This window comes from Vibrio aquimaris (assembly GCF_009363415.1).
In the GTDB taxonomy this organism is placed as follows: Bacteria; Pseudomonadota; Gammaproteobacteria; order Enterobacterales; family Vibrionaceae; genus Vibrio; species Vibrio aquimaris.
Genome location: NZ_CP045350.1, coordinates 2,142,730 through 2,169,455, shown reverse-complemented (window position 1 = coordinate 2,169,455; position 26,726 = coordinate 2,142,730). Strand labels below are relative to the sequence as shown.

At 43.1% G+C, this 26,726-nt stretch carries 23 protein-coding genes and 3 pseudogenes; 22 read left to right on the top strand and 4 right to left on the bottom strand.

Annotation, left to right across the window (positions count from 1 at the left end):
* The first annotated feature begins 383 nt into the window (after positions 1 to 383).
* The 13 genes from tig (at position 384) to pyrF (ending at position 14,793) form a co-directional block, all read left to right on the top strand.
* Positions 384 to 1,688 carry a trigger factor gene (gene tig, locus FIV01_RS10025; RefSeq protein ID WP_152430875.1) on the top strand — a complete coding sequence of 435 codons (1,305 nt, stop codon included), beginning with the start codon at positions 384 to 386 and terminating at the stop codon, positions 1,686 to 1,688.
* A gap of 105 nt (positions 1,689 to 1,793) precedes the next feature.
* Positions 1,794 to 2,423, top strand: a complete 630-nt coding sequence (clpP, locus tag FIV01_RS10020) for an ATP-dependent Clp endopeptidase proteolytic subunit ClpP (RefSeq protein ID WP_114787209.1) — start codon at positions 1,794 to 1,796, stop codon at positions 2,421 to 2,423.
* Positions 2,424 to 2,493: 70 nt separating this feature from the next.
* Entirely contained in the window at positions 2,494 to 3,777 is a 1,284-nt protein-coding gene (gene clpX, locus FIV01_RS10015) for an ATP-dependent protease ATP-binding subunit ClpX (protein WP_114787210.1), read from the top strand.
* Between the two features lie 136 nt (positions 3,778 to 3,913).
* Positions 3,914 to 6,265: an endopeptidase La gene (gene lon / locus FIV01_RS10010; RefSeq protein ID WP_152430874.1), complete on the top strand. Its 2,352-nt coding sequence runs from the start codon at positions 3,914 to 3,916 to the stop codon at positions 6,263 to 6,265.
* A gap of 185 nt (positions 6,266 to 6,450) precedes the next feature.
* On the top strand, positions 6,451 to 6,729 hold the full coding sequence (locus tag FIV01_RS10005) for an HU family DNA-binding protein (RefSeq protein WP_462964365.1): 279 nt from the start codon (positions 6,451 to 6,453) through the stop codon (positions 6,727 to 6,729).
* A gap of 203 nt (positions 6,730 to 6,932) precedes the next feature.
* A complete protein-coding gene (gene ppiD / locus FIV01_RS10000) occupies positions 6,933 to 8,792 on the top strand; it encodes a peptidylprolyl isomerase (protein ID WP_152430872.1) in 1,860 nt (619 codons plus the stop codon).
* Positions 8,793 to 8,930: 138 nt separating this feature from the next.
* Positions 8,931 to 9,230 (top strand): ComEA family DNA-binding protein, encoded by a 300-nt coding sequence (locus tag FIV01_RS09995; RefSeq protein WP_152430871.1) that lies wholly within the window; start codon positions 8,931 to 8,933, stop codon positions 9,228 to 9,230.
* A 139-nt stretch (positions 9,231 to 9,369) separates the two neighbouring features.
* A complete protein-coding gene (gene cmk, locus FIV01_RS09990) occupies positions 9,370 to 10,050 on the top strand; it encodes a (d)CMP kinase (RefSeq protein ID WP_152430870.1) in 681 nt (226 codons plus the stop codon).
* A 103-nt stretch (positions 10,051 to 10,153) separates the two neighbouring features.
* A complete protein-coding gene (gene rpsA / locus FIV01_RS09985; RefSeq protein WP_152430869.1) occupies positions 10,154 to 11,824 on the top strand; it encodes a 30S ribosomal protein S1 in 1,671 nt (556 codons plus the stop codon).
* A gap of 210 nt (positions 11,825 to 12,034) precedes the next feature.
* The gene (ihfB, locus tag FIV01_RS09980) at positions 12,035 to 12,316 is read left to right on the top strand and encodes an integration host factor subunit beta (protein WP_114787216.1); all 282 of its coding nucleotides are present in this window, start codon (positions 12,035 to 12,037) and stop codon (positions 12,314 to 12,316) included.
* A gap of 225 nt (positions 12,317 to 12,541) precedes the next feature.
* Positions 12,542 to 12,826 (top strand): LapA family protein, encoded by a 285-nt coding sequence (locus tag FIV01_RS09975; RefSeq protein WP_152430868.1) that lies wholly within the window; start codon positions 12,542 to 12,544, stop codon positions 12,824 to 12,826.
* A 25-nt stretch (positions 12,827 to 12,851) separates the two neighbouring features.
* On the top strand, positions 12,852 to 14,021 hold the full coding sequence (gene lapB, locus FIV01_RS09970; RefSeq protein WP_152430867.1) for a lipopolysaccharide assembly protein LapB: 1,170 nt from the start codon (positions 12,852 to 12,854) through the stop codon (positions 14,019 to 14,021).
* 73 nt (positions 14,022 to 14,094) lie between these two features.
* Positions 14,095 to 14,793, top strand: coding sequence for an orotidine-5'-phosphate decarboxylase (gene pyrF / locus FIV01_RS09965; RefSeq protein WP_152430866.1), 699 nt, complete (start codon positions 14,095 to 14,097; stop codon positions 14,791 to 14,793).
* A 9-nt stretch (positions 14,794 to 14,802) separates the two neighbouring features.
* On the opposite strand, the gene miaE is transcribed toward pyrF, so the two are convergent.
* Both miaE and FIV01_RS09955 read right to left on the bottom strand, forming a co-directional pair.
* The gene (gene miaE, locus FIV01_RS09960; RefSeq protein WP_152430865.1) at positions 14,803 to 15,579 is read right to left on the bottom strand and encodes a tRNA isopentenyl-2-thiomethyl-A-37 hydroxylase MiaE; all 777 of its coding nucleotides are present in this window, start codon (positions 15,577 to 15,579) and stop codon (positions 14,803 to 14,805) included.
* A gap of 63 nt (positions 15,580 to 15,642) precedes the next feature.
* Positions 15,643 to 16,404, bottom strand: a complete 762-nt coding sequence (locus FIV01_RS09955) for a DNA repair protein (protein ID WP_152430864.1) — start codon at positions 16,402 to 16,404, stop codon at positions 15,643 to 15,645.
* Positions 16,405 to 16,696: 292 nt separating this feature from the next.
* On the opposite strand from FIV01_RS09955, the gene cysB reads away from it, so the two are divergent.
* The 4 genes and pseudogenes from cysB to FIV01_RS09935 form a co-directional block, all read left to right on the top strand.
* Positions 16,697 to 17,671, top strand: coding sequence for an HTH-type transcriptional regulator CysB (cysB, locus tag FIV01_RS09950; protein WP_152430863.1), 975 nt, complete (start codon positions 16,697 to 16,699; stop codon positions 17,669 to 17,671).
* Between the two features lie 60 nt (positions 17,672 to 17,731).
* The gene (locus FIV01_RS09945; RefSeq protein WP_152430862.1) at positions 17,732 to 18,922 is read left to right on the top strand and encodes a methyltransferase; all 1,191 of its coding nucleotides are present in this window, start codon (positions 17,732 to 17,734) and stop codon (positions 18,920 to 18,922) included.
* Between the two features lie 578 nt (positions 18,923 to 19,500).
* Positions 19,501 to 19,794, top strand: a pseudogene (locus tag FIV01_RS09940) (ABC transporter substrate binding protein); the annotation flags it as partial.
* Positions 19,788 to 19,943 (top strand): annotated as a pseudogene (locus FIV01_RS09935) (ABC transporter ATP-binding protein); the annotation flags it as partial. The pseudogenes FIV01_RS09940 and FIV01_RS09935, both read left to right, overlap by 7 nt.
* 10 nt (positions 19,944 to 19,953) lie before the next feature.
* On the opposite strand, the gene dusC reads toward FIV01_RS09935, so the two are convergent.
* Positions 19,954 to 20,907 carry a tRNA dihydrouridine(16) synthase DusC gene (gene dusC, locus FIV01_RS09930; RefSeq protein ID WP_152430861.1) on the bottom strand — a complete coding sequence of 318 codons (954 nt, stop codon included), beginning with the start codon at positions 20,905 to 20,907 and terminating at the stop codon, positions 19,954 to 19,956.
* Between the two features lie 188 nt (positions 20,908 to 21,095).
* Here dusC and FIV01_RS09925 point away from each other — a divergent pair, with 188 nt between their 5' ends.
* From FIV01_RS09925 to serS, 4 genes are all read left to right on the top strand, one after another.
* Positions 21,096 to 21,695 carry an SEC-C metal-binding domain-containing protein gene (locus FIV01_RS09925; RefSeq protein WP_152430860.1) on the top strand — a complete coding sequence of 200 codons (600 nt, stop codon included), beginning with the start codon at positions 21,096 to 21,098 and terminating at the stop codon, positions 21,693 to 21,695.
* 79 nt (positions 21,696 to 21,774) lie between these two features.
* Complete coding sequence (gene lolA, locus FIV01_RS09920) at positions 21,775 to 22,371, top strand: outer membrane lipoprotein periplasmic chaperone LolA (protein WP_152430859.1); 597 nt, start codon at positions 21,775 to 21,777, stop codon at positions 22,369 to 22,371.
* A gap of 2 nt (positions 22,372 to 22,373) precedes the next feature.
* Positions 22,374 to 23,720 (top strand): replication-associated recombination protein A, encoded by a 1,347-nt coding sequence (locus FIV01_RS09915; protein WP_152430858.1) that lies wholly within the window; start codon positions 22,374 to 22,376, stop codon positions 23,718 to 23,720.
* A 96-nt stretch (positions 23,721 to 23,816) separates the two neighbouring features.
* On the top strand, positions 23,817 to 25,124 hold the full coding sequence (serS, locus tag FIV01_RS09910) for a serine--tRNA ligase (RefSeq protein ID WP_152430857.1): 1,308 nt from the start codon (positions 23,817 to 23,819) through the stop codon (positions 25,122 to 25,124).
* Positions 25,125 to 25,179: 55 nt separating this feature from the next.
* Here the strand turns inward: serS and FIV01_RS09905 are convergent.
* Positions 25,180 to 25,461 (bottom strand): annotated as a pseudogene (locus FIV01_RS09905) (IS4 family transposase); the annotation flags it as partial.
* Between the two features lie 651 nt (positions 25,462 to 26,112).
* On the opposite strand from FIV01_RS09905, the gene FIV01_RS09900 reads away from it, so the two are divergent.
* Positions 26,113 to 26,682, top strand: coding sequence for a TetR/AcrR family transcriptional regulator (locus FIV01_RS09900; RefSeq protein WP_152430856.1), 570 nt, complete (start codon positions 26,113 to 26,115; stop codon positions 26,680 to 26,682).
* The last annotated feature ends 44 nt before the right edge of the window (positions 26,683 to 26,726 follow it).

The following is a 26,726-nucleotide window of genomic DNA, read 5'->3' as shown; positions in this document are numbered from 1 at the left end:
CCATTTCTTTAAGAAAATAATCGCCTCTGACTTGAAAACGTGACTAAAGGCCCCATTTCAAATACTGTTGTCTGATTGATTGACGTTTTTTTTAGCGGTTAGTGGAGTTTTTAGGTCAGAAGGCGAAGTGATGTTGGGTATAGGCTCGACAGTGACCGAACAGGTCGGTAGAATGCGGCGTCTGAATTTTATCCTGAGGCTAATCGGAGATAGCTTTTGAGATTAAGTCGATAAAGATATCACTAATTAGTCCGGTGACTGACTCGTTTAGTTATCGATTCTCGATTTACAAGTAGTGCTCTTTGAGTACCAATAAAGATGAACTTTTTACTGGGTTCATATGCTCAGTTTCAATTCTGAGCCAGTTTTGAGGTTAATGAATAATGCAAGTTACTGTTGAAACGCTAGAAGGCCTAGAGCGCCGTCTTAACATTACTGTTCCAGCTGCCAACATCGAAGATGCTGTGACAGCTGAACTGCGCAACATCGCTAAAAACCGTCGTTTCGATGGTTTCCGCAAAGGTAAAGTGCCATTGAAAATGGTTGCTAAGATGTATGGCAAAGCGGTACGTCAAGATGTGATGGGTGAAGTGATGCAGCGTCACTTCATCGAAGCGATTGTTAAAGAAAAGATCAATCCAGCGGGTGCACCTACGTTCGCACCTGTAGAAAATAAAGAAGGTGAAGATCTTGTTTTCAACGCAACTTTCGAAGTTTATCCAGAGGTTGAACTGAAAGGTCTAGAAAATATTTCAGTTGAAAAACCAACCACTGAAGTTCAAGACTCAGATGTTGAAGAAATGATTGAAACTCTTCGTAAGCAGCAAGCTGCTTGGGTTGAAGTTGAAGAAGCAGCTGAAGAAGGTAAGCGCGCGACTATCGATTTTGTTGGTTCTATCGACGGTGAAGAATTTGAAGGTGGTAAAGCTGAGAACTTCCCACTAGAAATGGGCGCAGGTCGTATGATCCCTGGTTTTGAAGACGGTATCACAGGTAAAACTGCGGGTATGGAATTCGACATCGACGTGACTTTCCCTGAAGACTACCACGCTGAAAACCTAAAAGGCAAAGCGGCTAAGTTTGCTATCAAAGTTATTAAAGTTGAAGGTCGTGAACTTCCTGAAGTTGATGACGAGTTTGTTGCTAAGTTCGGTGTTTCTGAGGGCGGCCTTGACGCACTGAAAGCTGAAGTACGCAAGAACATGGAGCGTGAGCTTAAGCAAGCGGTTAAAAATCGCATTAAAGAGCAAGCTCTAGAAGGTCTAGTTCAAGAAAACGAAATCCAAGTGCCAGCAGCTCTGATTGACCAAGAAATTGGCACTTTACGTCAGCAAGCAGCGCAGCGCTTTGGCGGTAACCCTGACGCAGCAGCCCAGCTTCCACGTGAACTGTTTGAAGACCAAGCTAAGCGCCGAGTTATGGTTGGCTTACTGCTTGGCGAAGTGATCAAGTCTGAAGATCTAAAAGCTGACGATGACAAAGTCAAAGCCTTGATCGAAGAAATGGCGACAGCTTACGAAGACCCTTCAGAAGTGATTGCTTACTACGAGCAAAACACTCAGATGATGGATAACATGCGCAATGTTGCTCTTGAGGAGCAAGCGATTGACGCCATTATCTCTAAAGCTCAGGTGTCTGAGAAAGCGGTGAGCTTTAACGAGCTAATGAACCAACAGCAGCCAGCTTAATAAGCAATATATTGCCTATAAGGTTGACGGAACGTTAACTCTTCTGCTAACAATGGTCCGTGTGGTATTTATCATCCGGACCATTTATTTTAGGGACATAACAATATGAGCTACCAAGAAAAAAATGCAATGTCACCCATTCTAGACGCACTGGTACCCATGGTGGTTGAACAGACCTCTCGTGGTGAGCGCTCTTACGATATTTATTCTCGCTTGTTAAAAGAGCGTGTGATTTTCCTAACAGGTCAAGTAGAAGACCACATGGCAAACCTTGTGGTGGCGCAGTTACTTTTCTTAGAATCAGAAAATCCTGATAAAGATATTTTCCTCTACATCAACTCGCCTGGTGGCAGTGTTACGGCTGGTATGTCTATCTATGATACTATGCAGTTTATCAAGCCGAATGTGAGTACAGTATGTATGGGACAAGCATGTTCTATGGGTGCGTTTTTGCTCGCAGGCGGTGCACCTGGCAAACGTTATGTGTTGCCTAATTCACGAGTGATGATTCACCAGCCACTTGGCGGGTTCCAAGGGCAAGCATCCGATATTCAGATCCATGCTCAAGAAATATTGACCATCAAACAAAAGCTCAACAAGTTACTTGCCGAGCATACAGGTCAACCTCTTGATATTATTGAACGTGATACCGACCGAGATAACTTTATGGCAGCTGATCAAGCTGTTGATTACGGTTTGGTTGATGCTGTACTGACTCATCGCAGCGAGCAATAATTGCCAGAGCATTTTGGCTATAATTGATATACACTCAAATCATAATGAGTAAAGGCTAAGAGGTTAGCGAATGACAGATAAAAGCAAAGAGAGCGGTAGTAGTAAACTTCTTTACTGTTCTTTCTGCGGCAAAAGCCAGCACGAAGTTCGCAAGCTAATCGCCGGCCCATCCGTATACATCTGTGACGAATGTGTTGACTTGTGTAACGATATCATCCGAGAAGAAATTAAAGATGTGTTACCGAAGAAACAATCTGAAGCACTGCCAGTGCCGAGAGAAATTCGCGACCATCTCGATGATTATGTGATTGGCCAAGATTACGCTAAGAAAGTGCTTGCTGTGGCCGTATATAACCACTATAAGCGTTTACGTAATGGAGATACGACCAGTGAAGGAGTAGAGCTCGGTAAGAGTAATATTCTGCTTATTGGTCCCACTGGTAGCGGTAAGACTCTGCTGGCTGAAACGCTAGCTCGTTTCCTTGATGTACCGTTTACCATGGCTGATGCTACAACGCTTACTGAAGCAGGCTATGTCGGTGAAGATGTTGAAAACATCATCCAAAAACTGCTGCAAAAGTGTGATTACGACGTAGCGAAAGCCGAACGCGGCATTGTCTATATCGATGAAATCGATAAAATTTCACGCAAAGCTGAAAACCCTTCAATTACCCGAGACGTTTCCGGAGAAGGTGTTCAACAAGCATTACTGAAATTGATTGAGGGAACGGTAGCTTCTGTTCCACCTCAGGGGGGCCGTAAGCACCCTCAACAAGAGTTTCTTCAGGTAGATACCTCTAAGATCCTCTTCATCTGCGGCGGTGCGTTTGCTGGTTTAGATAAAGTGATCGAACAGCGTGTTGCTACAGGCACGGGAATTGGCTTTGGCGCTGAAGTCCGTTCTAAGGATGAAACGAAAACCGTCGGTGAACTATTTACTCAGGTCGAGCCAGAAGATTTGGTGAAATATGGCTTGATTCCAGAGTTTATCGGTCGCTTGCCAGTGACAACAACATTAACAGAGTTGGATGAAGAAGCGCTTATCCAAATCTTGTGTGAACCTAAAAATGCACTAACGAAACAATACGCAGCATTGTTTGAGTTAGAGGATTCTGAGTTAGAATTCCGTGAAGATGCACTGCGCGCCATAGCGAAAAAAGCGATGGAGCGTAAAACTGGTGCTCGTGGCTTACGTTCTATCTTGGAAGGGGTTTTACTTGAAACCATGTATGAACTGCCATCAATGACAGAAGTAAGTAAAGTTGTTATAGATGAGTCGGTTATCAATGGTGAGTCTGAGCCTTTATTGATTTACAGCAACGCTGACAATCAAGCAGCAGGAGCAGAATCTTAAGTGAGATTCACATAAATTTAGGATTAAATTGAGGAGGTAGTGATTTACCTCCTTTTTTTTGTTCTTTCGTTGAATCCAACCAATTAGCCCCCATATAATCCTCATAAGACTAAGCGGAAGAGAGAAGAAGAAGAATATGAACTTGGAACGTTCCGAACGTATCGAGATCCCTGTACTACCTCTAAGAGACGTAGTCGTTTACCCGCACATGGTAATTCCTTTGTTTGTTGGACGTGAAAAGTCAATCGCTTGCCTTGAAGCTGCGATGGATAACAACAAGCAAATACTGCTGGTTGCGCAGAAAAAAGCGGAAACTGATGAACCAACTAAAGATGATTTATTCAGCGTAGGCACGGTTGCGACCATTCTTCAATTACTCAAACTCCCTGACGGAACCGTTAAGGTGTTGGTTGAAGGCCAGCAACGCGCAAAAATACATAGATTTGCTGAAGAAGAATTCTTTACAGCAGATGCAGAATATTTAATGACTTCTGAGCTTGATGAAAGGGAAGAAGAGGTCATTGTTCGTAGCGCGATCAATCAGTTTGAAGGTTTTATTAAACTGAATAAAAAGATCCCTCCAGAAGTATTGACGTCACTCAATGGCATTGACGAAGCCGCTCGCCTTGCCGATACCATTGCAGCTCATATGCCTCTCAAACTTTCGGATAAACAAATTGTTCTAGAAACTCTCGATATTACAGAACGTTTAGAGTTTTTGATGGGGCAGATGGAATCTGAGATCGATTTACTGCAAGTTGAAAAACGTATCCGTACTCGGGTGAAGAAGCAGATGGAAAAATCTCAGCGAGAGTACTACCTCAATGAGCAAATGAAGGCTATCCAGAAGGAACTTGGTGAAACTGAGGATGGCGTTGATGAGTTTGAAGCACTTAAGCAAAAAATCATTGACTCAAAAATGCCTCAGGAAGCCAGAGAGAAAACTGAGCAAGAACTGCAAAAGCTTAAGATGATGTCTCCAATGTCTGCGGAAGCGACAGTAGTACGTGGATACATTGATTGGATGCTAGGGGTTCCTTGGTTCAAACGTTCGAAAGTGAAAAAGAACCTTGCTAAAGCTGAAGAGGTTCTAAACGAAGACCATTATGGTCTTGAGCGAGTTAAGGAACGTATCCTTGAATACCTCGCTGTGCAAAACCGGATCAATAAACTGAAAGGGCCAATTCTATGTTTGGTTGGGCCTCCGGGTGTGGGTAAAACTTCCCTCGGACGTTCTATTGCTGCTGCAACAGGTCGAAAGTACACACGCATGGCGTTAGGTGGCGTGCGTGATGAAGCTGAGATTCGCGGTCACCGCAGAACTTACATTGGTTCAATGCCAGGTAAGCTTGTACAGAAAATGTCAAAAGTTGGGGTGAAAAACCCACTGTTTCTACTCGACGAAATTGATAAAATGTCTTCGGATATGCGTGGTGATCCGTCGTCAGCATTACTTGAAGTGCTTGATCCCGAGCAGAACAATGCATTCAATGACCATTATCTAGAAGTCGATTATGACCTATCAGATGTAATGTTTGTGGCAACCTCTAACTCCATGAACATTCCTGGGCCTCTACTAGATCGTATGGAAGTGATTCGCCTGTCTGGTTATACAGAGGATGAAAAGCTCAATATCGCTAAGCGCCATCTTGTTGATAAGCAGATTAAACGTAACGGGCTTAAGCCTGATGAGCTAGAAATCGCAGACTCAGCCATTATTGGTATTATCCGCTACTACACCCGTGAAGCAGGTGTTCGTAATCTAGAGCGTGAAATTTCAAAAGTTTGCCGTAAAGCAGTGAAAAATATTTTGCTCGATACCAGTTTGAAAACTGTCACAGTGACCATGGACAACCTAAAAGATTACTTGGGTGTTCAACGCCATGATTATGGAAAAGCCGACGATAGTAATCGTATTGGACAGGTGACAGGGCTTGCTTGGACAGAAGTCGGTGGTGATTTACTGACGATCGAAACCGAAGCTATGCCTGGTAAGGGAAAACTCACGCAAACAGGTTCGTTAGGGGACGTTATGCAGGAGTCTATACAGGCTGCAATGACGGTTGTTCGCTCGCGAGCGAATAGACTAGGCATCAATAATGACTTCTACGAGAAACGCGATATCCATGTTCATGTTCCTGAAGGTGCAACGCCTAAAGATGGTCCAAGCGCTGGTATTGCTATGTGCACAGCGTTAGTCTCAAGCTTGACAGGAAACCCTGTGAGAGCAGAAGTGGCAATGACAGGCGAGATCACTTTGCGGGGAGAAGTGTTACCTATTGGTGGTTTAAAGGAAAAGCTTCTAGCAGCACATAGAGGTGGCATCAAAACAGTACTTATCCCGAAAGATAATGAGCGAGATTTGGAAGAAATCCCAGATAACGTCATTGCCGATCTCATAGTTATACCTGTGCAATGGATTGATGATGTCCTTAAGGTTGCTTTAGAAAAAGACCCGTCAGGTGTCGAAATTGCTGCTTTAAAATAGTGATGTGCAGCAAAAATAAATAAAAGAGTAGGCTGATAAGCACAAAAAGGCTTGTCAGCTTTTTTTTTGAGAGCTAACGTTACCCACATAGCCTCAGGCCTTGTTGGGTAAGGGATGAGGTTAGTTTTAAATTGGAATGGAACGAAAGCTGCCTTTAAAAATTACCATTGGTGGCGCAAAGGGGAATTACAGTGAATAAAACACAATTAGTAGAAAAAATTGCACAAAACGCTGACCTTTCAAAAGCGTCAGCAGGTCGCGCACTAGACGCGTTTATTGAAGCAGTGGGTGATACACTTCAATCCGGTGATCAGGTCGCTTTAGTGGGCTTTGGTACATTTAGTGTACGCACTCGAGCGGCTCGTACTGGTCGTAACCCAAAGACTGGTGAAGAAATCAAAATTGCGGCAGCTAACGTACCCGCTTTTAAAGCAGGTAAAGCGCTGAAAGATTCTTGCAACTAAAGCCTGCTGGTCTTTAATGCAGATTATTAGTTGAAAAATAGCCAATATCGGCAGTTCTATCGAACCTTTTTAAAATATGCGCATCATACTGATGCGCATTTCTTTTTCTGATATCATCGCGCTATCTGATTTTTATTTGTAACGTATGTCGTGATAGTTTTCGCTTTAACTAGAACGGACTGCACGTGGAGAGTGTTTAAATTATGATGGATCGATTACGCGAGGGCGCAAGCAGCATCGCGGTTAAAATTATCCTTGGGATTATTATCCTGTCTTTTGTGTTTGCCGGTGTAGGCAGCTATATCGTAGGTGGAGGTAACAACTCTGCTGCGAAAGTTGGTAATACTGAAATTGGTCGTGGTGAGTTTGAACAAGCTTACCAGAATGAGAGAAACCGCATGCAAGCTCAGCTTGGCGATTACTTCTCAAACTTGCTGGCCGATCCGAGCTATGTTGCGTCTTTCCGCAAGTCTGTGCTTGATCGTATGGTTAATGATCTGCTTCTAGAACAGCACGCTCAATCGTTAGGTTTACGTGTTAGTGACCAACAGGTTAGAAACATGATTGTGGATATGCCTCAATTTCAAGTTGAAGGGAAATTCGACCAAGAAGTGTATCAAGCTACTTTGCGTCGTGCTGGATTCAGCCCTGATAGCTTTGCTGAGTACTTACGTCGTGATTTAGTCAGAAACCAATTATTGAGTGCTATACAGGGCAGTGACTTTACTCTAGAAGGTGAAGTGGAAGCTCAAAGTAAACTGCTGACTCAAACACGTGAGATTAAGAAAGTCACTCTGTCACTTGCAGACTTTGCTGCCAAAGCAGAACTGTCCAAAGAGGAAATTAATGATTATTACACGCAAAATTCTGACAAATACACTCGTCCAGAGCAGGTCAAACTTTCTTATATTGAGTTGTCAGCTCAGCAATTAAAAGACGCGATTGAGATTTCTGATCAGCAGGCAGAAGAATATTATCAGCAACATCTAGATAAGTATTCCTCAGAGGAACAACGCCGAGTAAGTCACATTTTAGTTGAAGGTGACGACAAAGCAAAAGCGAAGACAATTCTAGATAAGGTAAACTCAGGTGGTGACTTTGCTGCATTGGCTGAAGAGAGTTCTGATGATATAGGTAGTGCTTCAGAAGGTGGCTCTTTGGGTTGGATTGAGCGTGATGTCATGGACCCAGCGTTTGAAAAAGCGGCATTTGCTTTGAAAAAGGTTGGAGATGTAACGGGCTTGGTCAAATCAGATTTTGGTTACCACATCATAAAATTGGATGAGCTCAAGGGCTCTGTTACCAAGCCTTATAAAGAGGTTGCTAAAGACATAAAACAAGAGCTGCAAGATCAAGAAGCGATTGACCAATTTTATGCATTGCAGAGCAAATTGGAAAAAGTAGCTTTTGAATATCCAGATGCTCTTGATGATGCTGCTAAAACGATCAACGCTAAGATTCACACCACGGATTTTGTCTCTGAATCGGATGTTCCTGAATTATTGAAAGGGCCTGAGGTATTACAAGCAATTCAAAGCCCTGAAGTAAAAGAAGATGGTCTTAACTCAGAAGTTATCGAAGTAGCACCCGAACACGTAGTTGTGGTTCGTGTAGAAGATACACGTGAAGAAAAAGTGTTACCCCTAGATGAAGTTCGTGAACAAGTTATGGCGTCTTTATCTAAAGTGAAAGGAGAGCAAAGCGCGATAGAGCTGGCTGATAGTCTTGTCGCTGATCTTAAGAAAGGCAGTCAAGACTTAATGAAGACCAATGGTCTTGCATTTGGCGACTCAGAAAGTATTGATCGTAGCTCCCCTCTTGCTGAAGTTGTCTTCGCAATGAAGAAACCAGAACAAGGTCAAGCCGAGTTTGGTCAAGCCAAAGACTTTAATGGCGACATTATTGTCGTAGAATTGACTGAGGTGAAATCTGATGTGGATGAGCAGTACAGTCAACAGATTGGTACTCAATTGACTCAGATGAATGCTCAGCAGGATTTATCTGGACTAATCAGTATTCTTCGTAAAACAACAGACATCAAATATTATGCGGTTACCCAGTAACACTGCTGGATGAAACTGATAGTATTGATACCAAGGGCTGCTTTCGCAGCCCTTTTCAATTTAGTGACATGCTCCTTTTGTCTAGTCTGATATGAATTATCGTATCTAGTGCTTGATTAAATTTAAGGAGAAAACTCTATGATACGTAACTTTACGACCACTATTTTAGTAATATTGGCGTGCTACAGCTCAATTGTGTACTCGCAGAATGCGCCAACAAATGAAAAATATTCACAGATAGAAATTACGGTAAATATTAATACCGCTCAAGCTGATGAACTGGCGACCCTTCTCAGTGGAGTAGGTCTGAAGAAAGCGCAAGCAATTGTTAAGTACAGAGATGAAAATGGGCCATTTCAGCGGGTTGAGGACTTGGCTCAAGTTAAGGGGATAGGAGATTCTCTGGTAGACAAAAACCGAACTCGTATCCAATTATGAGATACAGGAGCGCTAAGCGCTCCTTTTTAATTGAATTACCTTTATTACCTCTGGTACAGCTAGATGAGAACCACTATAATTTTACGCCAAATGATAAACTGCGCTGGTGCAGTTGCTTTCAATTAATGTGGAGTAATACATGTCGTCTCATACGCCAGTTGTCACTGTTGATGGACCAAGTGGTGCGGGTAAAGGTACTCTTTGTATGCTGTTGGCGAATAAGCTAGGGTTCCAACTACTAGACTCGGGAGCCATCTATCGAGTTTTAGCTCTAGCAGCAATTCACCATGGAGTCGATCTCGAATCAGAGGATGCATTGGTTCCCTTAGCTACTCATTTAGACGTTCAGTTTGTTGCTGAGGGTGAGTTGGTCAAAGTAATTCTTGAAGGCGAAGACGTCTCTGGAGAGTTACGTAAAGAAGAGACAGGCATGGCTGCTTCAAAAGTCGCTGCTTTCCCAAGGGTTCGTGAAGCTTTACTTCGCCGTCAAAGGTCATTTGCCATTGGCGCAGGTCTAATTGCTGATGGCCGAGATATGGGGACTATTGTATTTCCGCACGCAGAAGCCAAGATATTCTTAGATGCGAGTGCTGAAGAGCGCGCACATCGAAGGTTCAAACAGTTGCAAGATAAAGGTATAAATGTTAAATTTGGCGACCTTTTGTGCGAAATACAAGAGCGTGATGACCGCGATCGCAATCGCCCTGTGGCGCCTTTGCGGCCTGCAGATGATGCGCTCTTACTTGATTCTACTACCATGACTATCGACGAAGTAGTAGGAAAAGCGCTACAATATATCGAATCTAAGTTGGTAGTATAAACTGCCAAGTAAGGACGTTGGTCGCATGGATGATGATCAGCGAAGCTAATAACCCCATGTGGTAGGATACCCGTGGACGTTTAATTTATTGAAGATTAAATAAATGACTGAATCTTTTGCTCAACTCTTTGAAGAGTTTCTAAATGAAACCGAATTTCAACAAGGTACAATTGTTAAAGGTACTGTAGTCGCTATCGAGAACGGTTTTGTTCTTGTTGATGCTGGTCTTAAATCTGAGTCTGCAATCCCTGCAGAGCAGTTCAAGAATGCAGCTGGCGAACTAGAAGTAGAAGTTGGTTCTGAAGTAGATGTAGCGCTAGACGCTGTTGAAGACGGCTTTGGCGAAACTCAACTTTCTCGCGAGAAAGCTAAGCGTCACGAAGCGTGGATTGTTCTTGAGAAAGCTTACGAAGAAGCTGAAACTGTTGTTGGTATCATCAACGGTAAAGTTAAAGGTGGCTTCACTGTTGAACTAAACGGTATCCGTGCTTTCCTACCAGGTTCACTAGTAGACGTTCGTCCTATTCGCGACACAGCTCATTTAGAAAACAAAGAGCTAGAGTTCAAAGTTATCAAGCTTGATCAGAAGCGTAACAACGTTGTTGTTTCTCGTCGTGCAGTTATTGAATCTGAGAACAGCGTTGAGCGTGATGAACTTCTTGAGTCACTACAAGAAGGTGCAGAAGTTAAAGGTATCGTTAAGAACCTAACTGACTACGGTGCATTCGTAGATCTAGGTGGTGTTGACGGTCTTCTACACATTACAGATATGGCTTGGAAGCGTGTTAAGCACCCTTCAGAGATCGTAAATGTTGGTGATGAAATCCAAGTTAAAGTTCTTAAGTTCGATCGTGACCGTACTCGCGTATCTCTAGGTCTTAAGCAGCTAGGTGAAGATCCATGGGTAGCAATCGCTAAGCGTTACCCAGAAGGTCATAAGCTATCTGGTCGTGTAACTAACCTAACAGACTACGGCTGCTTCGTTGAAATCGAAGAAGGCGTAGAAGGTCTAGTTCACGTTTCTGAAATGGATTGGACTAACAAGAATATCCACCCATCTAAAGTTGTTAACGTTGGTGATGAAGTTGAAGTTATGGTTCTTGAGATTGACGAAGAACGTCGTCGTATTTCTCTAGGCCTAAAACAATGTAAAGCTAACCCATGGCAATCTTTCGCTGAAGCTCAGGCTAAAGGCGATAAAGTGACTGGTAAGATCAAGTCTATCACTGACTTTGGTATCTTTATCGGTCTAGAAGGTGGTATCGATGGTCTAGTTCACCTATCTGATATTTCATGGAATGTTGCTGGTGAAGAAGCAGTACGTGAATACAAGAAAGGTGACGAAATCTCAGCAGTTGTACTAGCTGTAGATGCAGAGCGTGAGCGTATTTCTCTAGGCGTTAAGCAAATGGAAAATGACCCATTCAATGCTTATGTTGCTGACAACAAGAAAGGTGCTCTAGTTAACGGTACTGTTACTGCAGTAGACGCTAAAGGTGCAACTATCGAGCTTGAAGAAGGTGTAGAAGGTTACATCCGTGCTTCTGAAGTTTCTCGTGACCGTGTAGAAGATGCTTCTCTAATTCTAAGCGTTGGCGATAGCGTTGAAGCGAAGTTTACTGGTGTAGACCGTAAGAATCGCGTAATCAACCTATCTGTTAAAGCGAAAGATGAAGCTGAAGAGCAAGAAGCGATGGCAACTCTAAACAAAGCAGATGAAGCTTCGTTTGGTAACGCAATGGCTGATGCTTTCAAAGCGGCTAAAGGCGAGTAATAACTCTCCTTTATAAAAAAAGGAGCCTGATGGCTCCTTTTTTATCAATTGAGCTAAAATAGTTTTAATACCAATCTCATCAAGTGACTCAAAAAATACGATTCTTCACTAAGCAAAGCGTCGTTTTTATGTCTAGAATAGTTACCAAGTGTTTGTTGGAATTGGTATTACTTACTATAATAAGTGATAAAATACTCTACGAGGGAAACTATGACAAAGTCTGAACTGATAGAAAGGCTCTGCGCCGAGCAAACCCATCTTTCAGCTAAAGAGATAGAAGATGCTGTGAAAGACATATTGGAACATATGGCTTCGACACTAGAAACTGGTGATAGAATTGAAATTCGTGGATTTGGTAGTTTTTCTCTTCATTATCGTGAGCCTCGGGTAGGCCGTAACCCTAAAACTGGAGCAAAAGTGGAGCTAGATGGGAAACATGTTCCTCACTTTAAACCAGGTAAAGAGCTGCGTGAACGAGTTAATATTGGCTAAATGCCCCCCTGTTTCTTGAAAGCGGCATACAAACGTATGCCGCTTTTTTATCTTACTAGCTCCTGAATAAACAGATTTTATTATAGTGGCAACACACATAAAGCCTACTATCTTAATTTTTTCGTATATATGGTTATTCAGGGAGGAAATTCCACAATAGGCATGGTTTGTTTACGGGATTTACTGCATAATCATATCGGCAGATACTCACCTAGGTGCTCCGATATGAAAATTGTAAAGATTATTATAATGCTGGCCTTGTTTCTTATTGCATTGGCTTTAGGTTCTCAAAACCAAGAAGTAGTTAACTTCAATTACTTAATTGCACAAGGAAATTTTCATCTTTCCACTCTATTAGGTGTCATTTTCGTGAGTGGTTTCGTGTTAGCATGGGCGATGTTTGGTGGTATTCATTTGCGTTCCCAACTACAGATACGTAAGCTAAAAAAGCAGGTGAAGAAATTATCACCTACCGATGATAATCAACCTGAACAGGTTAAAGCCAAATAAAGTTTACAGGTAAGCTTTTAACTCAATGTTAGAAATACTCTTCTTGCTTTTACCGATAGCCGCAGCATACGGTTGGTACATGGGTAATCGTAGTGCCCAGCAAGACAAGCAGAAACACTCAAATCAGATTTCTCGTCAATATGTGACGGGCCTGAACCTGCTTTTGTCCGATCAATCTGACAAGGCGGTAGATCATTTTATCGAATTACTTCAAGTCGATAACGAAACGATTGATACACATTTAGCTTTGGGTAACTTGTTTCGCTCGAGAGGAGAGGTCGATCGCGCCATACGAATCCACCAAAATTTAATTTCACGATCCGGTTTAACCATAGAGCAAAAAAATATAGCCCTTCAACAGCTTGCTAAAGACTATATGGCATCAGGTTTTCTCGACCGTGCAGAGAGAATCTTTGAACAATTGGTTGATGAGCCTGAGCATAAAGAAGCAGCTTTGCAACAGTTGGTCGCTATTTACCAACAAACAAGGGAATGGTCTAAAGCGATTCAATATGCGTCTCAACTAGTTAAGCTTGGCCGCAAGCGGATGCGAAGCAACATAGCCCATTTTTGGTGTGAGCTCGCCATGCAAGAGCAGGCCGAAGGTGACAGCAATCGTGCAATTTTACACTTTAAACGCGCTTTATCTGAAGATCCTAAGTGTGCTAGGGCGAGTATTGCACTTGGCAAGTTGTACTTAGAAAATGAAGATTACAAAAAGACCATCAAGTATATGGAAATGGTACTTGAGCAAGACATAGATTTTGTCAGTGAAGTTCTGCCCACGCTGGCTGAATGCTACCATCACCTTGGCCAAGAAGAAGAGTTATTGGATTTCTTGCGCCAGTGTATAGCAGCCAAAGCAGGTGTTTCGGCTGAGTTAATGCTTGCCCAAATGGTCGCTCAACATGAAGACTCTGGATCGGCGCAAGAACTTCTTACACGCCAATTGGTTAAGAACCCAACCATGAAGGGTTTTTATCGTCTGATGGATTACCATTTGAGTGAAGCGGAAGAAGGGCGAGCTAAAGCCAGTCTTCAAACGTTACAAAAGTTGGTGGGAGAGCAGTTAAAGATCAAGCCTCACTACAGATGCCGTAAGTGCGGATTTTCGACGCATTCTATGTATTGGCACTGCCCTTCTTGTAAAGGTTGGGGGACGATTAAGCCAATCCGAGGATTGGATGGAGAATGATTTTAATGCAGCTATCAGGGTTATCCGTTAGCTGCATTTTGTTAGTAACAAGAAAAATGTGTTAGGAGATGAAATGATCGACCAGAAAGTCATTGTCGCATTGGATTATGACAACCAAGCAGATGCGCTTGAGTTTATAGACAGAATTGATCCTGCGTCATGTCGCCTCAAAGTTGGTAAGGAAATGTTTACGCTCTTTGGTCCTGATTTTGTCAAGCAGTTACATCAAAGAGGCTTTTCGGTTTTCTTGGACCTTAAGTTTCATGATATACCAAATACTTGTTCTAAAGCGGTACGTGCCGCAGCTGAACTTGGAGTGTGGATGGTGAATGTACATGCAAGTGGTGGTGAACGCATGATGCAGGCTTCAAGAGATATTCTCGAACCATACGGGAAAGAACGTCCACTGCTAATAGGGGTCACTGTGTTAACCAGTATGGAGCAACAGGATCTATTGGGTATTGGTGTTGATGTTGCACCGCAAGAGCATGTTGTTCGCCTAGCTACTCTTGCGAAAAATTCAGGTTTAGACGGCGTAGTGTGTTCTGCTCAAGAATCTCGTATGCTCAAAAGTACATTAGGCCAGTCTTTTAACTTGGTAACACCTGGCATTCGCCCGGTAGGAGCAGAGGTTGGCGATCAGAAGCGCATTATGACGCCCGTTGATGCGATAGAGGCGGGGTCTGACTATTTGGTTATTGGTCGCCCCATAACTCAGTCTCCTCACCCCGCAGACGTTCTGGCAGAGATAAATCGAACGTTAGGATATTAAGCTTCTTGTTTAGCGTGCTAACGGCGCACCACTGTGAAATTTAAAGTCATTATCGGGGCTGGAAATCAAATCAGCCTCTAATTGACCAAAATACGCGACTCTTTGTGTGATATCTTCTCCAGCGATAGCCTCAGCTAAGGTTAGGTAATCTTGGTAATGACGAGCTTCTGAACGTAGCAATGAGATGTAAAATTTTGCAATGTCCTCTTCCATGTGGGGAGCAAGTTTGGCAAAGCGTTCACAAGAACGAGCCTCAATGTAAGCACCAATGATTAGCTTATCGGTTAACGCTTGGGGCTCATGAGTAGCCATGTGAGAAAGTAGTCCTTTAGCGTAGCGGCTGGCTTGGACTGGCTCATAAGCAATATTGCGCTGATCCATTATTTCAAGAACTTGGTAAAAGTGGTGCAGCTCTTCTTTGATTAGCATGACCATTTTATCTATCAGATCTTGGCTATAGGGTGACGTTGATTTTGCTATGATGGCTTTGGAGATGCTGCTCTTACCTCTAAGCGTTTCGAGGTTACCTATTTTTCGGTAGGCAAAGTCTTCATAAGGCTTGAACCAATCGAGTAAGTTTTGGGTACTTTGCGTGTCTACTGCATATTTTCGAATTAGATACATAGCCGATTGCCCAGCTTTAAGCTCGCACATTAGGTGATCGATTAATATGGTATTTAGGTTCTCAGGTCGCTTGGCTTCATTTATCCACGACTCAGGTGTAGTGCACTTAAGAAACCCATATATAGGTTCCAGTAAATCATTGTAGCTATTTAAATCAGTCATCACTTTTTCAAAAATAAAAAGGCCGCTTAAGCGACCTTCGGTAAACTAAGCCTGACAATTATATTACCATTTTTTCTTTTCTCCAAAGATCTCATCCATATCGTTTTTACGTTCGTCTTCCATCTGATGCAGTTCTTCAGCACTTTTGGACTGGCGTTTTTGCTCTAGGTCGTCGTACATTTGTTGAAGCTTTTCACGGGCTTGATTGGAGTAATTATCATTCTTTGTGCTCAGTGCATCTAAGCCCTTTTTCACCAATTGAAGGGCTGTCCCAGGTTGACCACGCACAATAGCATCATTAGCGCGTTTTAGGACGTTTTCAATGTTTATACGGACCTGAATGGTCTCTAAGCGTGCATTTTCAGCGACATAGGCTTGTGTGTCAAAACGCCCTTTGTTGTGTTCACTTCGAATCGTGTCTCGCAAACGCTTGACCAGTTTTAGCATCACTATGGCTTGTTTATCACTGCTCGGTGTTTTGAAAGTCGTGCTTTCTCCGCCGCTTTTGTCATTTTTCAGCTGGGTGATTTGCTGTTTAACGTGAACGAGTCTCTGCTCTAGTTGTTTATTCTTGGGGTCTAGTTCGTACATACTTTGGACCGAATCTAGTATTCTGGTGTTGAGACAAACCAATAAGTCTTTACTGTATGGTAAGTGGTTTGCGTGACCGATGAGCTCTTCCGTAGCATCTATCATTGCTAAATATCTCACGCTTTCTTGCTTTTTGGCCGATTCAACTTTGACCTTGTACTGGAGCATGATGTTATAGCCAAGTACTAAGACCAATAAGATGGCGACTAAAGCTATGATTAACCCAATATTCATAAATTCCGTATCTTTTGTTGGCTAGCATTTAAGGATACACGATTCTTATGAACCACTGCATCTATTTTATATTATTACGTTTCTTAGGCTAATTATTAACGAAAACTCTGATCTATGGGTAATTTTTGAGTTATTGATTGCAAAAAAATTCGTCCAATTCAGAAATTGCTCATTAGAAGCCATCCAAATGCCTCCTTGGGCTATCAATTTATATCAAGAGGCGTTATAACTAAATATTATAATCTATGTTTGTCCATCGTGGGGCATTGGGTAAGGGATTACAGGAATAAAAATGAAGTTACAGCAAATGAAGTACATTGTTGAAGTCGTTAACCACAATCTGAATGTATCGGCAACTGCAGAAAGCTTATACACCTCTCAGCCAGGTATAAGTAAGCAAGTGCGCCTGCTAGAAGACGAATTGGGGATTCAGATTTTTGAACGTAGTGGTAAACACTTAACTCAAGTTACTTCGGCTGGTGAAGATATCATACGTATTTCTCAAGAGATTCTTGCTCGTGTAGAAAGTATCAAGGCGGTCGCTGGTGAACATACGCATCCGGAGATGGGAACGTTAAACATTTCAACCACTCATACCCAAGCGCGTTATGCATTGCCGGATGTAATCAAGGGGTTTACTGCTCGCTATCCCAAGGTGTCTTTGCATATGCACCAAGGAACTCCTTCGCAGATGTCGGAAGCTATTGCTAAGGGAACCGCGAACTTTGCGATTGCAACAGAGGCACTCCACTTGTATCAAGATGTAATTATGCTGCCTTGCTACCATTGGAACCGATCTATTGTGGTACCCAAAGACCATTTGTTAGCGCAAAAGGCGAAGATAACTATTGAGGATTTGGCTTCTTACCCACTTGTGACCTATGTTTTTGGGTTCACGGGTCGTTCTGAGTTAGATACGGCTTTTAACAAAGTCGGGCTGACACCCAAAGTTGTGTTTACTGCTACGGATGCTGATGTTATAAAAACCTATGTCCGCATGGGAATTGGGGTTGGAGTGATAGCCAGTATGGCGATGGACAACGATCAAGATGAAGATTTAGTGGCGATCGATGCCAGTCACTTGTTTGGAGCAAGCACGACTAGCATAGGGTTTAGAAGGGGAACTTTCCTTCGTACTTATATGTACGACTTCATGGAGCGATTTGCGCCTCATCTGACACGTCCTGTTGTCGAGCAGGCATTATCTTTAAAATCTAATGCTGAGATTGAAGAGATGTTTCAAGGTATACAATTACCGATTCGCTAGCTCTTAAGCTTCACTCATTCTGCTAATTATCCCGATAGTTTATGCTGAGCTGGTAAAAGTATGCACGAAAGGTTTTTACAACTGGATTCATTTCTTACCACCCATCAAGAGTTTTGGCGATTTGAACCATTTTTAGTCAGTTGCTTTGGTGTAGTACCATGGAACGACTCTAGACTATCGTATTTTCTTGAAGATTTAACCAATGCGCAGGTTGAAGAGCTTAAATCTGACGCAAAGTCATTAAATCAATGCTTGAGTGACTTTATCCCCAAGTTGGACTGCGCATTTAAACTGAATCAATTAAAGAGGATCCAGCTTGAAGGTCTTAAATTGGATCGTTTGGTTACAAATGGAGTCCCTGGCAGAAAGTTGGATCAAATAGCATCTATGGGAGAGGCTGCACTGAAGTGCCACTGTGGTAGTGAATGGCTAGAATGGTGTTCGGGAAAGGGCTTTTTAGGCAGAGTACTGGCTGACCATAGTGGTCACCCAGTGACGAGTTTTGAATATCAGAGAGCACTCTGTGATGTAGGACAAAGAGAGGCGGATAGCCTCAAGTTGCCAATGACCTTTGTTCAAGGTGATGCTTTATCCAGTGAGGCTAAATCTATATTAACTCGAAACCAACATGCTGTTGCTTTACATGCATGTGGGGATTTGCATGTTTCTTTGATTGAAAAAGCCGTTGCTGCTGGTTTGCCAGCGCTGACATTGTCACCTTGTTGTTATCATCTTACTCAAGATGACAAGTATCAAGCCTTGTCTTCATACGGTCAGTCATCTGAGCTTAAACTCTCTCGATCTGAGCTACGAATTTCGTTACAAGAGACGGTAACAGGTGGAGAGAGAGTGAAAAGACATCGCTTTCTTGAGATGAGTTACCGACTAGGATTGGACTTAATATTAAGGGAAGTCTTAGGCCATAAAGATTATGTACCGATTCCTAGTATCAAAAAATCTATGCTCTCGGAGGGGTTTGAGGTCTTTTGCCAATGGGCGGCGGATAAAAAACAGCTGCGACTCCCGCAAGCGCTTGCCTATGAGGATTTTTATTCTCGAGGGGTTAAGCGCTACTGGCAGATGGAGCGCTTGAACTTGGTTCAGCAGCCTTTTCGTCGAAGTTTAGAAATGTGGCTGGTGCATGATAAAGCTCTCCATCTTGAAGAACATGGTTACCAAGTATCACTTGCGACTTTTTGTTCTGAGGAAGTCACCCCAAGAAATATTTTAATTCAAGCGGTTAAACCATAATTTCCCTGTACACGACACCTCTTGCTCACAATGTGAACAGGACTATATTCTAGGGTGTCACAGCTCGTGGACTCATCATGTTGCAGCATTTTCTTATAGTGAGCGGATGACTGCAGGAGCCAAGCCCTATTTGCTGAAGTAGATCCAGCCCATGCCTAAAAAGGCTTTTGGCTAAGCGACCGTGCTTTTTCACTTTGATTCCGTTGCCTTGTTCGCTGCGCCATTCATCCGTTTTGTAAGCCCAACAATAGCTCAACGCCAATATTGCGACCACCTTGCTCACCCTCGCGGGTTCCGTTAGACTCGCCCTTTCAGTCATTCAAATAAGGTTTCTATCTCCCAAGGCTTCGCGTAAATCATGATACTGTCAGGTCAAGGGGCACTCGTGGCGATTATGAGTAATTCGCCATCATCCAAACGTACTCCCGCTAAATAAACCGACTCGTCCCATAATTTACTGTTACTGAAATTAATTGCTGCAATTGTTATCTCAATCTTTTAATTTTTATAACTTATTGCCAATAATGAATGGTGTGTATAACTCGCTACGAGTTGTAACACATGCCAAGTTGGCAATGCTTAGATCAAAGGGTTACATACAAGGAAAAAACCTAGACTTTGACTATAAAACCGCTCAGGGCAACCCAGCGATAGCAGTGCAAATCGCACGCCAGTATGTGAGAGAAAAGCCAGATGTATTGGTGGGAATTGCTACACCGACGGCTCAAGCTTTGGTTGTGGCGGCTCGCTCTATCCCCGTCGTATTCACTGCAGTTACAGATCCTGTTGGCGCTAAATTGGTCAAAAGTCTGACTCAGCCAGGGAAAAATGTAACTGGATTTTCTGACCTTTCTCCTGTGAATCAGCATGTGGCGACCGCACTGTGATGATGCACCAGGGAGAAATTGTTCTCGATGTTGTGGGTGAACAAAGAGCCAATTTACAGGTTACAGACTTACTCGATATGTTTTCTCACGTTAAAGGAGAGGAGCTATCGGATGATAGTCTCCTTCTCAACTAGTTATGTCAATCTATGCTGCGGGTTCAGCGCTTTGGTATTCCTTTATTCGTTCAACGATAGGTGCTGCTTTATTGAAAGTCCTTATTTCTCGAAACAACTCGTTTGCTTGAGGGTATGCTTGACGCAGATAAGAAAACCACTGTTTGACACGATTGGGATAGTAAAGCCCTTTATCACCTTTCATTTCGTACTGAGAATAAAGCAGTAATAGCTTGATGACACCTTGCCAAGGCATTGCAGTTTGGTTGTACTTGACCACATTACCCAAGTTGGGGATATTAAACGCACCGCGGCAAACCATCAGAGAATCGACACCTGTGGTTTCAATGCAAGCTTGCCCGTCTTGATAATTCCATATTTCACCATTTGCGATGAGAGGAATATCAAAGCGCTGGCGGATTTCATTGATATAAGACCACTTTATTTCACTGGCTTTGTATCCGCCTGTTTTGGTCCGAGCGTGCACTGTAAGCTCATTCGCGCCTGCGCTTTGTATCGCATCAACAATCTCAAAGCAGTCGTTAGGATTATCCCATCCCAAGCGAATCTTTGCGCTAAGTGGAACGTGTGATGGAAGTGCGTTTCGACAGGCCCTAACGACTTGATGAACGAGGTCAGGGTGTTGCAGTAATGCTGCACCGCCTTTACTCTTATTAACCAGTTTTGCTGGACAGCCAAAGTTAATATCAACACCTTTAGCACCAAGCTCTGCAGCCCTGACGGCGTTTTCAGCCATCCAATGTGGATCTTGTCCTAGTAGCTGAATATGAACTGGTACTCCTGACTTAGTTTTAGACCCTTGCTTTAGTTCAGGGCACAAACGGTAGAAAACATGCTCAGGCAGTAATTGATCAACAACACGAACAAACTCAGTGACACAAAGGTCATAGTCGTTAATATCGGTTAAGATCTCTCGCATTAAATGGTCTAAAACGCCCTCCATCGGGCCTAAAACTACTCGCATAAACAATGTCTCTTGAACAGGAGGCGTGATTTTAGAGATTTCCCAGCAATATGTCTAATTACCTGAGAGACTTGTCTATAGGTTAACTTTAAACCTGCGAATATGCTTTAGCTGTAAAGACAACAGTGACCGCTGTCATTTGGTCAGGTTATAATGGTCCAAGCTATTATGACTTCTGAAGCACATGCATGACTTATCCATTATTAAAACTTGAATCCGAAGAATCTGAAATTTTCATCGAGGGCGTGATCCTTGCGGCCAACCTAGCGACAAAGCCATTGGATCCTGAACTATGGCTGTCAGAGGTACTTCCTAACCATACGCCTAACGCTGAGGTTGAGCAGCATATTCACAAGCAATACGCTTATTTAAAACGCAATGAGTATTCGTTGTTGTCATTGCTCGATGCTTCTCAAAAGGATGAGCAATTGGCGGATTTTGCGGAAGGTTTTATGACTATGTGGCCCAAGGTAGAGCCACAGTGGCAAGAAGCGAATATTGTCGATGGCTCATTAAGAATGCTTCAAGCTTTGCTCACGACATTGATGTTGGCTATTGATGAAAGCAAGACTCAAGCTGAGATGAAAGCCGCTGGCGTTGAATCTCCACCCTCGTTAAATGATTTAGCTCCGCAACTTGATTTAATGATCAATGAAGTAGCACTTGCTGCAGATGAAATCATGTTAGGCGCGAAAGCGCAGTCACTAAATCCATTTAAAGGTGTGGGCCGCAATGAACAGTGCCCGTGTGGTAGCAGAAAAAAATTTAAACAGTGTTGTGGACAATAGAACAAAGTTAACCGAAATCGGTCAAACATCCTGATATCAAGATGTAAAGTTGTGGTGTCGACTTAATAGGATAAAAAGAATGAAAAAATTTGCTGTACTATGTTTGTTGAGCTTTTCTGTGTTTGCAGCGCCTAAAGACGAGCTAAGTAAAAGGCTGCAACTGTCAGAGGGCTTTAGCGCTGATTTTACCCAGCAGTTAATTAGCCCAGAAGGCGATGTGTTAACTAAAGGTGCTGGAAAAGTAGATATTTCTAGACCAAGTTTGTTTCGCTGGGAAACCATTTCGCCTGATGAAAATGTGTTGGTATCTGATGGAAAGTCGTTGTGGTACTACAGCCCGTTTATAGAGCAGGTAAGTATTTACTCACAGGAACAAGCTACAGAACAAACACCGTTCGTGTTGCTGACTCGCAACAAGCCCAGTGATTGGGATAGCTACAAAGTTTCCCAGCAAGGTGATTTCTTTACATTAATTCCAACCTCAGTTGATAGCAACCAAGGTAGCTTCAGGCTTGAAATTGATAAAAAAGGAGCGGTAAAAGGTTTTAGTATTGTTGAACAAGACGGTCAGAGAAGTGACTTCATATTTAACAATGTCAGTTTATCTAAACCGAGCGCCGATCGTTTCACTTTTACCATTCCTAAAGGGGTTGAGGTTGATGATCAAAGGAAATAGCAATGAGTAATTATTGTTTGGACTTTACAGGGCAAGAGGACTTTCGGCCGCTTGCCGCAAGAATGCGCCCAACAAGGTTTGAGCAGTATATTGGGCAGCGACATATCTTAGCGGAAGGTAAGCCCCTGCGCCGTGCTCTTGAGTCTGGACATCTGCATTCTATGATCCTTTGGGGACCTCCAGGTACAGGAAAGACGACTTTGGCTGAAATTTCGGCCAATTATGCTCATGCCGAAGTAGAGCGCCTGTCTGCTGTCACTTCAGGGGTTAAAGATATACGCTTGGCGATTGAGAAAGCGCGTGAGCACCAAGCAGCCGGACTTCGCACCATCATGTTTGTGGACGAAGTTCACCGGTTTAACAAATCTCAGCAAGATGCTTTTTTGCCTCACATTGAAGATGGCACCATTACTTTTATTGGTGCGACGACAGAGAACCCATCGTTTGAATTGAATAACGCCCTGCTATCGCGCGCCCGCGTATATAAGCTTACTTCTCTATCAGTACAAGATATTTATCAAACACTTGAGCAAGCCATTAATGATAAAGAGTTGGGCTTGGGTAAATTCAAAGCTCACTTTGCTGACCACGTACTTGACCGTCTATCTGAATTGGTCAATGGCGATGCTCGTATGTCGCTGAACTATCTGGAGTTGCTCTATGACATGGCGACAGAGGATGAGCAAGGAGTCAAGCAGATAACCTTACCACTGCTCGCCGAAGTGGCAGGAGAAAAGGTATCTCGTTTTGATAACAAAGGCGATATTTGGTATGACTTAATTTCTGCAGTACATAAATCGATTCGAGGTTCAGACCCTGATGCAGCGCTTTATTGGGCTGCAAGAATGATTGCTGCTGGGTGTGACCCTTTATACATTGCTCGCCGTTTGTTGGCAATTGCATCAGAGGACATTGGCAATGCTGACCCAAGGGCAATGCAAGTGGCTTTATCTGCTTGGGATTGTTTTACTCGAGTTGGCCCAGCGGAAGGTGAAAGAGCGATTGCGCAAGCTATTGTCTATTTGGCCTGTGCTCCCAAAAGTAATGCGGTATATACGGCTTGGAAGCAAGCACTTCAAGATGCTCATAATCAGCCTGAGTACGAGGTTCCTGTTCATCTGCGTAATGCTCCAACCGGATTAATGAAAGATCTTGGTTATGGTGAAGAGTATCGTTACGCCCATGATGAAGCCGGAGCTTATGCGGCCGGTGAGAATTACTTCCCTCAAGAAAAGCAGGATACACGCTATTACTTTCCGACAAATCGAGGCTTAGAGGTAAAAATTGCGGAAAAGTTAGATTATCTAGCAAGTTTAGATGCAAAAAGCCCACAAAAGCGCTATGAATAAGCCTCTTTTTTGGATACATTTGTCAGGCTAATTACCAAAGCGCTTGGGCACGATGTTCAAGCGTAAATTTCACTACACCAAAGCATAGGATTAACAATGCTGGATTCTAAATTACTTCGTACAGAGCTGGATGATACAGCTGAAAAACTGGCGCGTCGTGGCTATAAGCTAGACGTAGAGACAATCCGTACACTTGAAGATCAACGTAAGTCGATCCAAGTCGAAGTTGAAAATTTACAATCCAGTCGTAATTCGATCTCCAAACAGATAGGCCAGAAAATGGCGGCAGGAGACAAAGAAGGTGCAGAAGAGATTAAAAAGCAGATAGGTACACTCGGAAGTGATCTAGAAGCTAAAAAAGTACAGCTCGCAGAGATCCAGAATAAGTTGGAATACATTACTTTGTCGGTTCCTAACCTACCTGATGATGAAGTGCCTGCTGGTAAAGACGAAAATGATAATGTTGAAGTGTCGCGCTGGGGTGAACCCAAGTCTTATGATTTTGAGGTCAAAGATCATGTAGATTTGGGCGAGATGGGCGATGGCCTTGATTTTGCCTGCGCAACAAAAATTACTGGCGCAAGATTTATAGTAATGAAAGGGCAATTTGCGCGTCTTCACCGTGCTATCGCTCAGTTTATGCTTGATTTACATACAGAAGAGCATGGTTATACAGAAGTTTATGTACCTTATTTGGTTAATTCTGACAGCTTATATGGTACAGGACAGTTACCAAAGTTTGGCGAAGATCTTTTCCATACCGAGCCATTAACTGAAAAAGTTAACGATGAAGAACCACGTAAGCTCTCTCTTATTCCTACAGCGGAAGTACCAGTAACCAATATGGTGAGAGACACCATAGTTGATGAAGCAGATTTGCCGATTAAGATGACGGCACATACGCCATGTTTCCGTTCTGAAGCAGGTTCGTATGGCCGTGATACGCGTGGACTTATCCGTATGCATCAGTTTGATAAGGTTGAACTGATTCAAATTACCAAGCCGGAAGATTCAATGGCAGCTTTAGAAGAGCTAACCGGGCATGCTGAAAAAGTACTGCAAATGCTAGAACTTCCTTATCGTAAAGTTATTTTATGTACTGGGGATATGGGCTTTGGCGCTCGTAAAACCTATGATCTAGAAGTCTGGGTTCCAGCACAAGAGACATATAGAGAGATTTCGTCTTGTTCGAATACTTGGGATTTCCAAGCTCGTCGTATGCAAGCTCGTTTTCGTCGTAAAGGTGAGAAAAAGCCAGAGCTACTACACACATTAAACGGTTCAGGCTTGGCTGTTGGTCGTACTATGGTGGCTATTTTGGAAAACAACCAAGAAGCCGATGGCCGTATTGCAATTCCTGCCGCGTTGCAGAAATATATGGGTGGTGCGACTCACATAGGGTAAGAGCAGTCATTCAACCCAAAGCCAGCCTTTAGGCTTAATGCCGTTCGGATAAGTATTAACACTTATATTCAAATGGATATTTGGCTGGAATAAAGAGGACTGAACTTGGAAACGTTCGGTCCTTTCTTTTATCTGGCAAAATGAAATGGCTGATGTTCTCTCGCATTTGTTTGAGCCTAATAGGTAAAGTGCCACCGGGGCTGAGCGCTAGCCAACGCAACTGGGTATCTATCAAATTCATTGTTGCTGTGAAGCTAACCCGAGCCGGGCTTACATTGGCATCTCCTGCAATACGAATCATTTCTAGACGTGCTAAATTATAGGCAAGCAAAATGCCCTAATATATGGTACGCCCCGTTATTGCAAGTAGAGGTCAAGGTAACGAGCTGATTTGCGCTAATATATTCAGAGTCTGTTAGAGACTATTACTTAGCCTCAGCTCTATGATGAGGTTCGCGCCAGATTGTCCTCGCAAAGTTTAAAGTATTCTTAATTTGCTGTTTGGGGCAACAGGTCTTCAATCTGGTGGTCTAACCGTTTTGTCATCTTAATTTGGGATGGAAACCGGCCGAAGGAGCGACGGCTTCACTTCATGGCCGAGAAATGTGGACCATGTTGAACGGGGGCAGATTGATGTTGAGGGAGACTCTGCTTGCGAGAAGTTTTATGCTCTCGCAGGATAAGTGTGTTCAGAGGCCGCTGCCTTTACGTCAAAATAAACTTTGCGACAAAACCTGACGCAAACTGATTCCGCTGTGCCAAAGCTTAGATCCAAATCATTCTATATGCACGCTGCGATTTACAAGTTAGGCACAAGTTGAAAACATCAATAAGCTTGCGCCTTGCGCCTTGCGCCGCTGACGATGTAAGTTCTCAGTTGAAGGCCAAGTTACATTCACCTTCAAATGTGGCTAAGTGAAATTATTTGTCGCCACTATACCAAGCGGTTGGTATGCTATCTAGACTATGTTATAGAGAGCAATAACCAATGAAAGATATGCGTCAAGCCATGTTGGATGCTGGCTTCAAGCTGATTAATGAACATGGGTTTGCCGGTGTTGGGCTTATGAAGATCATCCACGAAGCAGAGGGCACCAAAGGTTCTTTTTACCACTACTTCAAATCAAAAGAGCATTTTGGCGAAATCCTACTTGGTGATTACTTTGATAATCACTTATCAATATTAGATGGCTACTTAGGTGATGATACAATAACTCGCCAACAAAGAGTTATCGAGTACTTTACATTCTGGAGCGAATCCAAACTAACGGACGACTTTCGAATTCAGTGTCTGGTCGTCAAACTGGCAGGTGAGATTTCAGGCACTTCCAACCAAATGCAGTCCACAATGTCGGAGGGTACCGAGAAAATCATCCAGCGAATGGCGGATCTGTTTATTGAAGGAAATGAAGATGACGACTTTAATATCGCTGATCCTAAAGCGCTGTCTCGCACACTTTATGGACTTTGGCTTGGCTCTACTCTCATGGCGGCAATGCAAAGAAATCGTGCGATTCTAGAGACTGCCATGCAAGAGACGATTACCTCAATTAGCTAGACTAGCTCCCATATAGCAAAGGGCCCGCGATGAGGGCCCTTTTC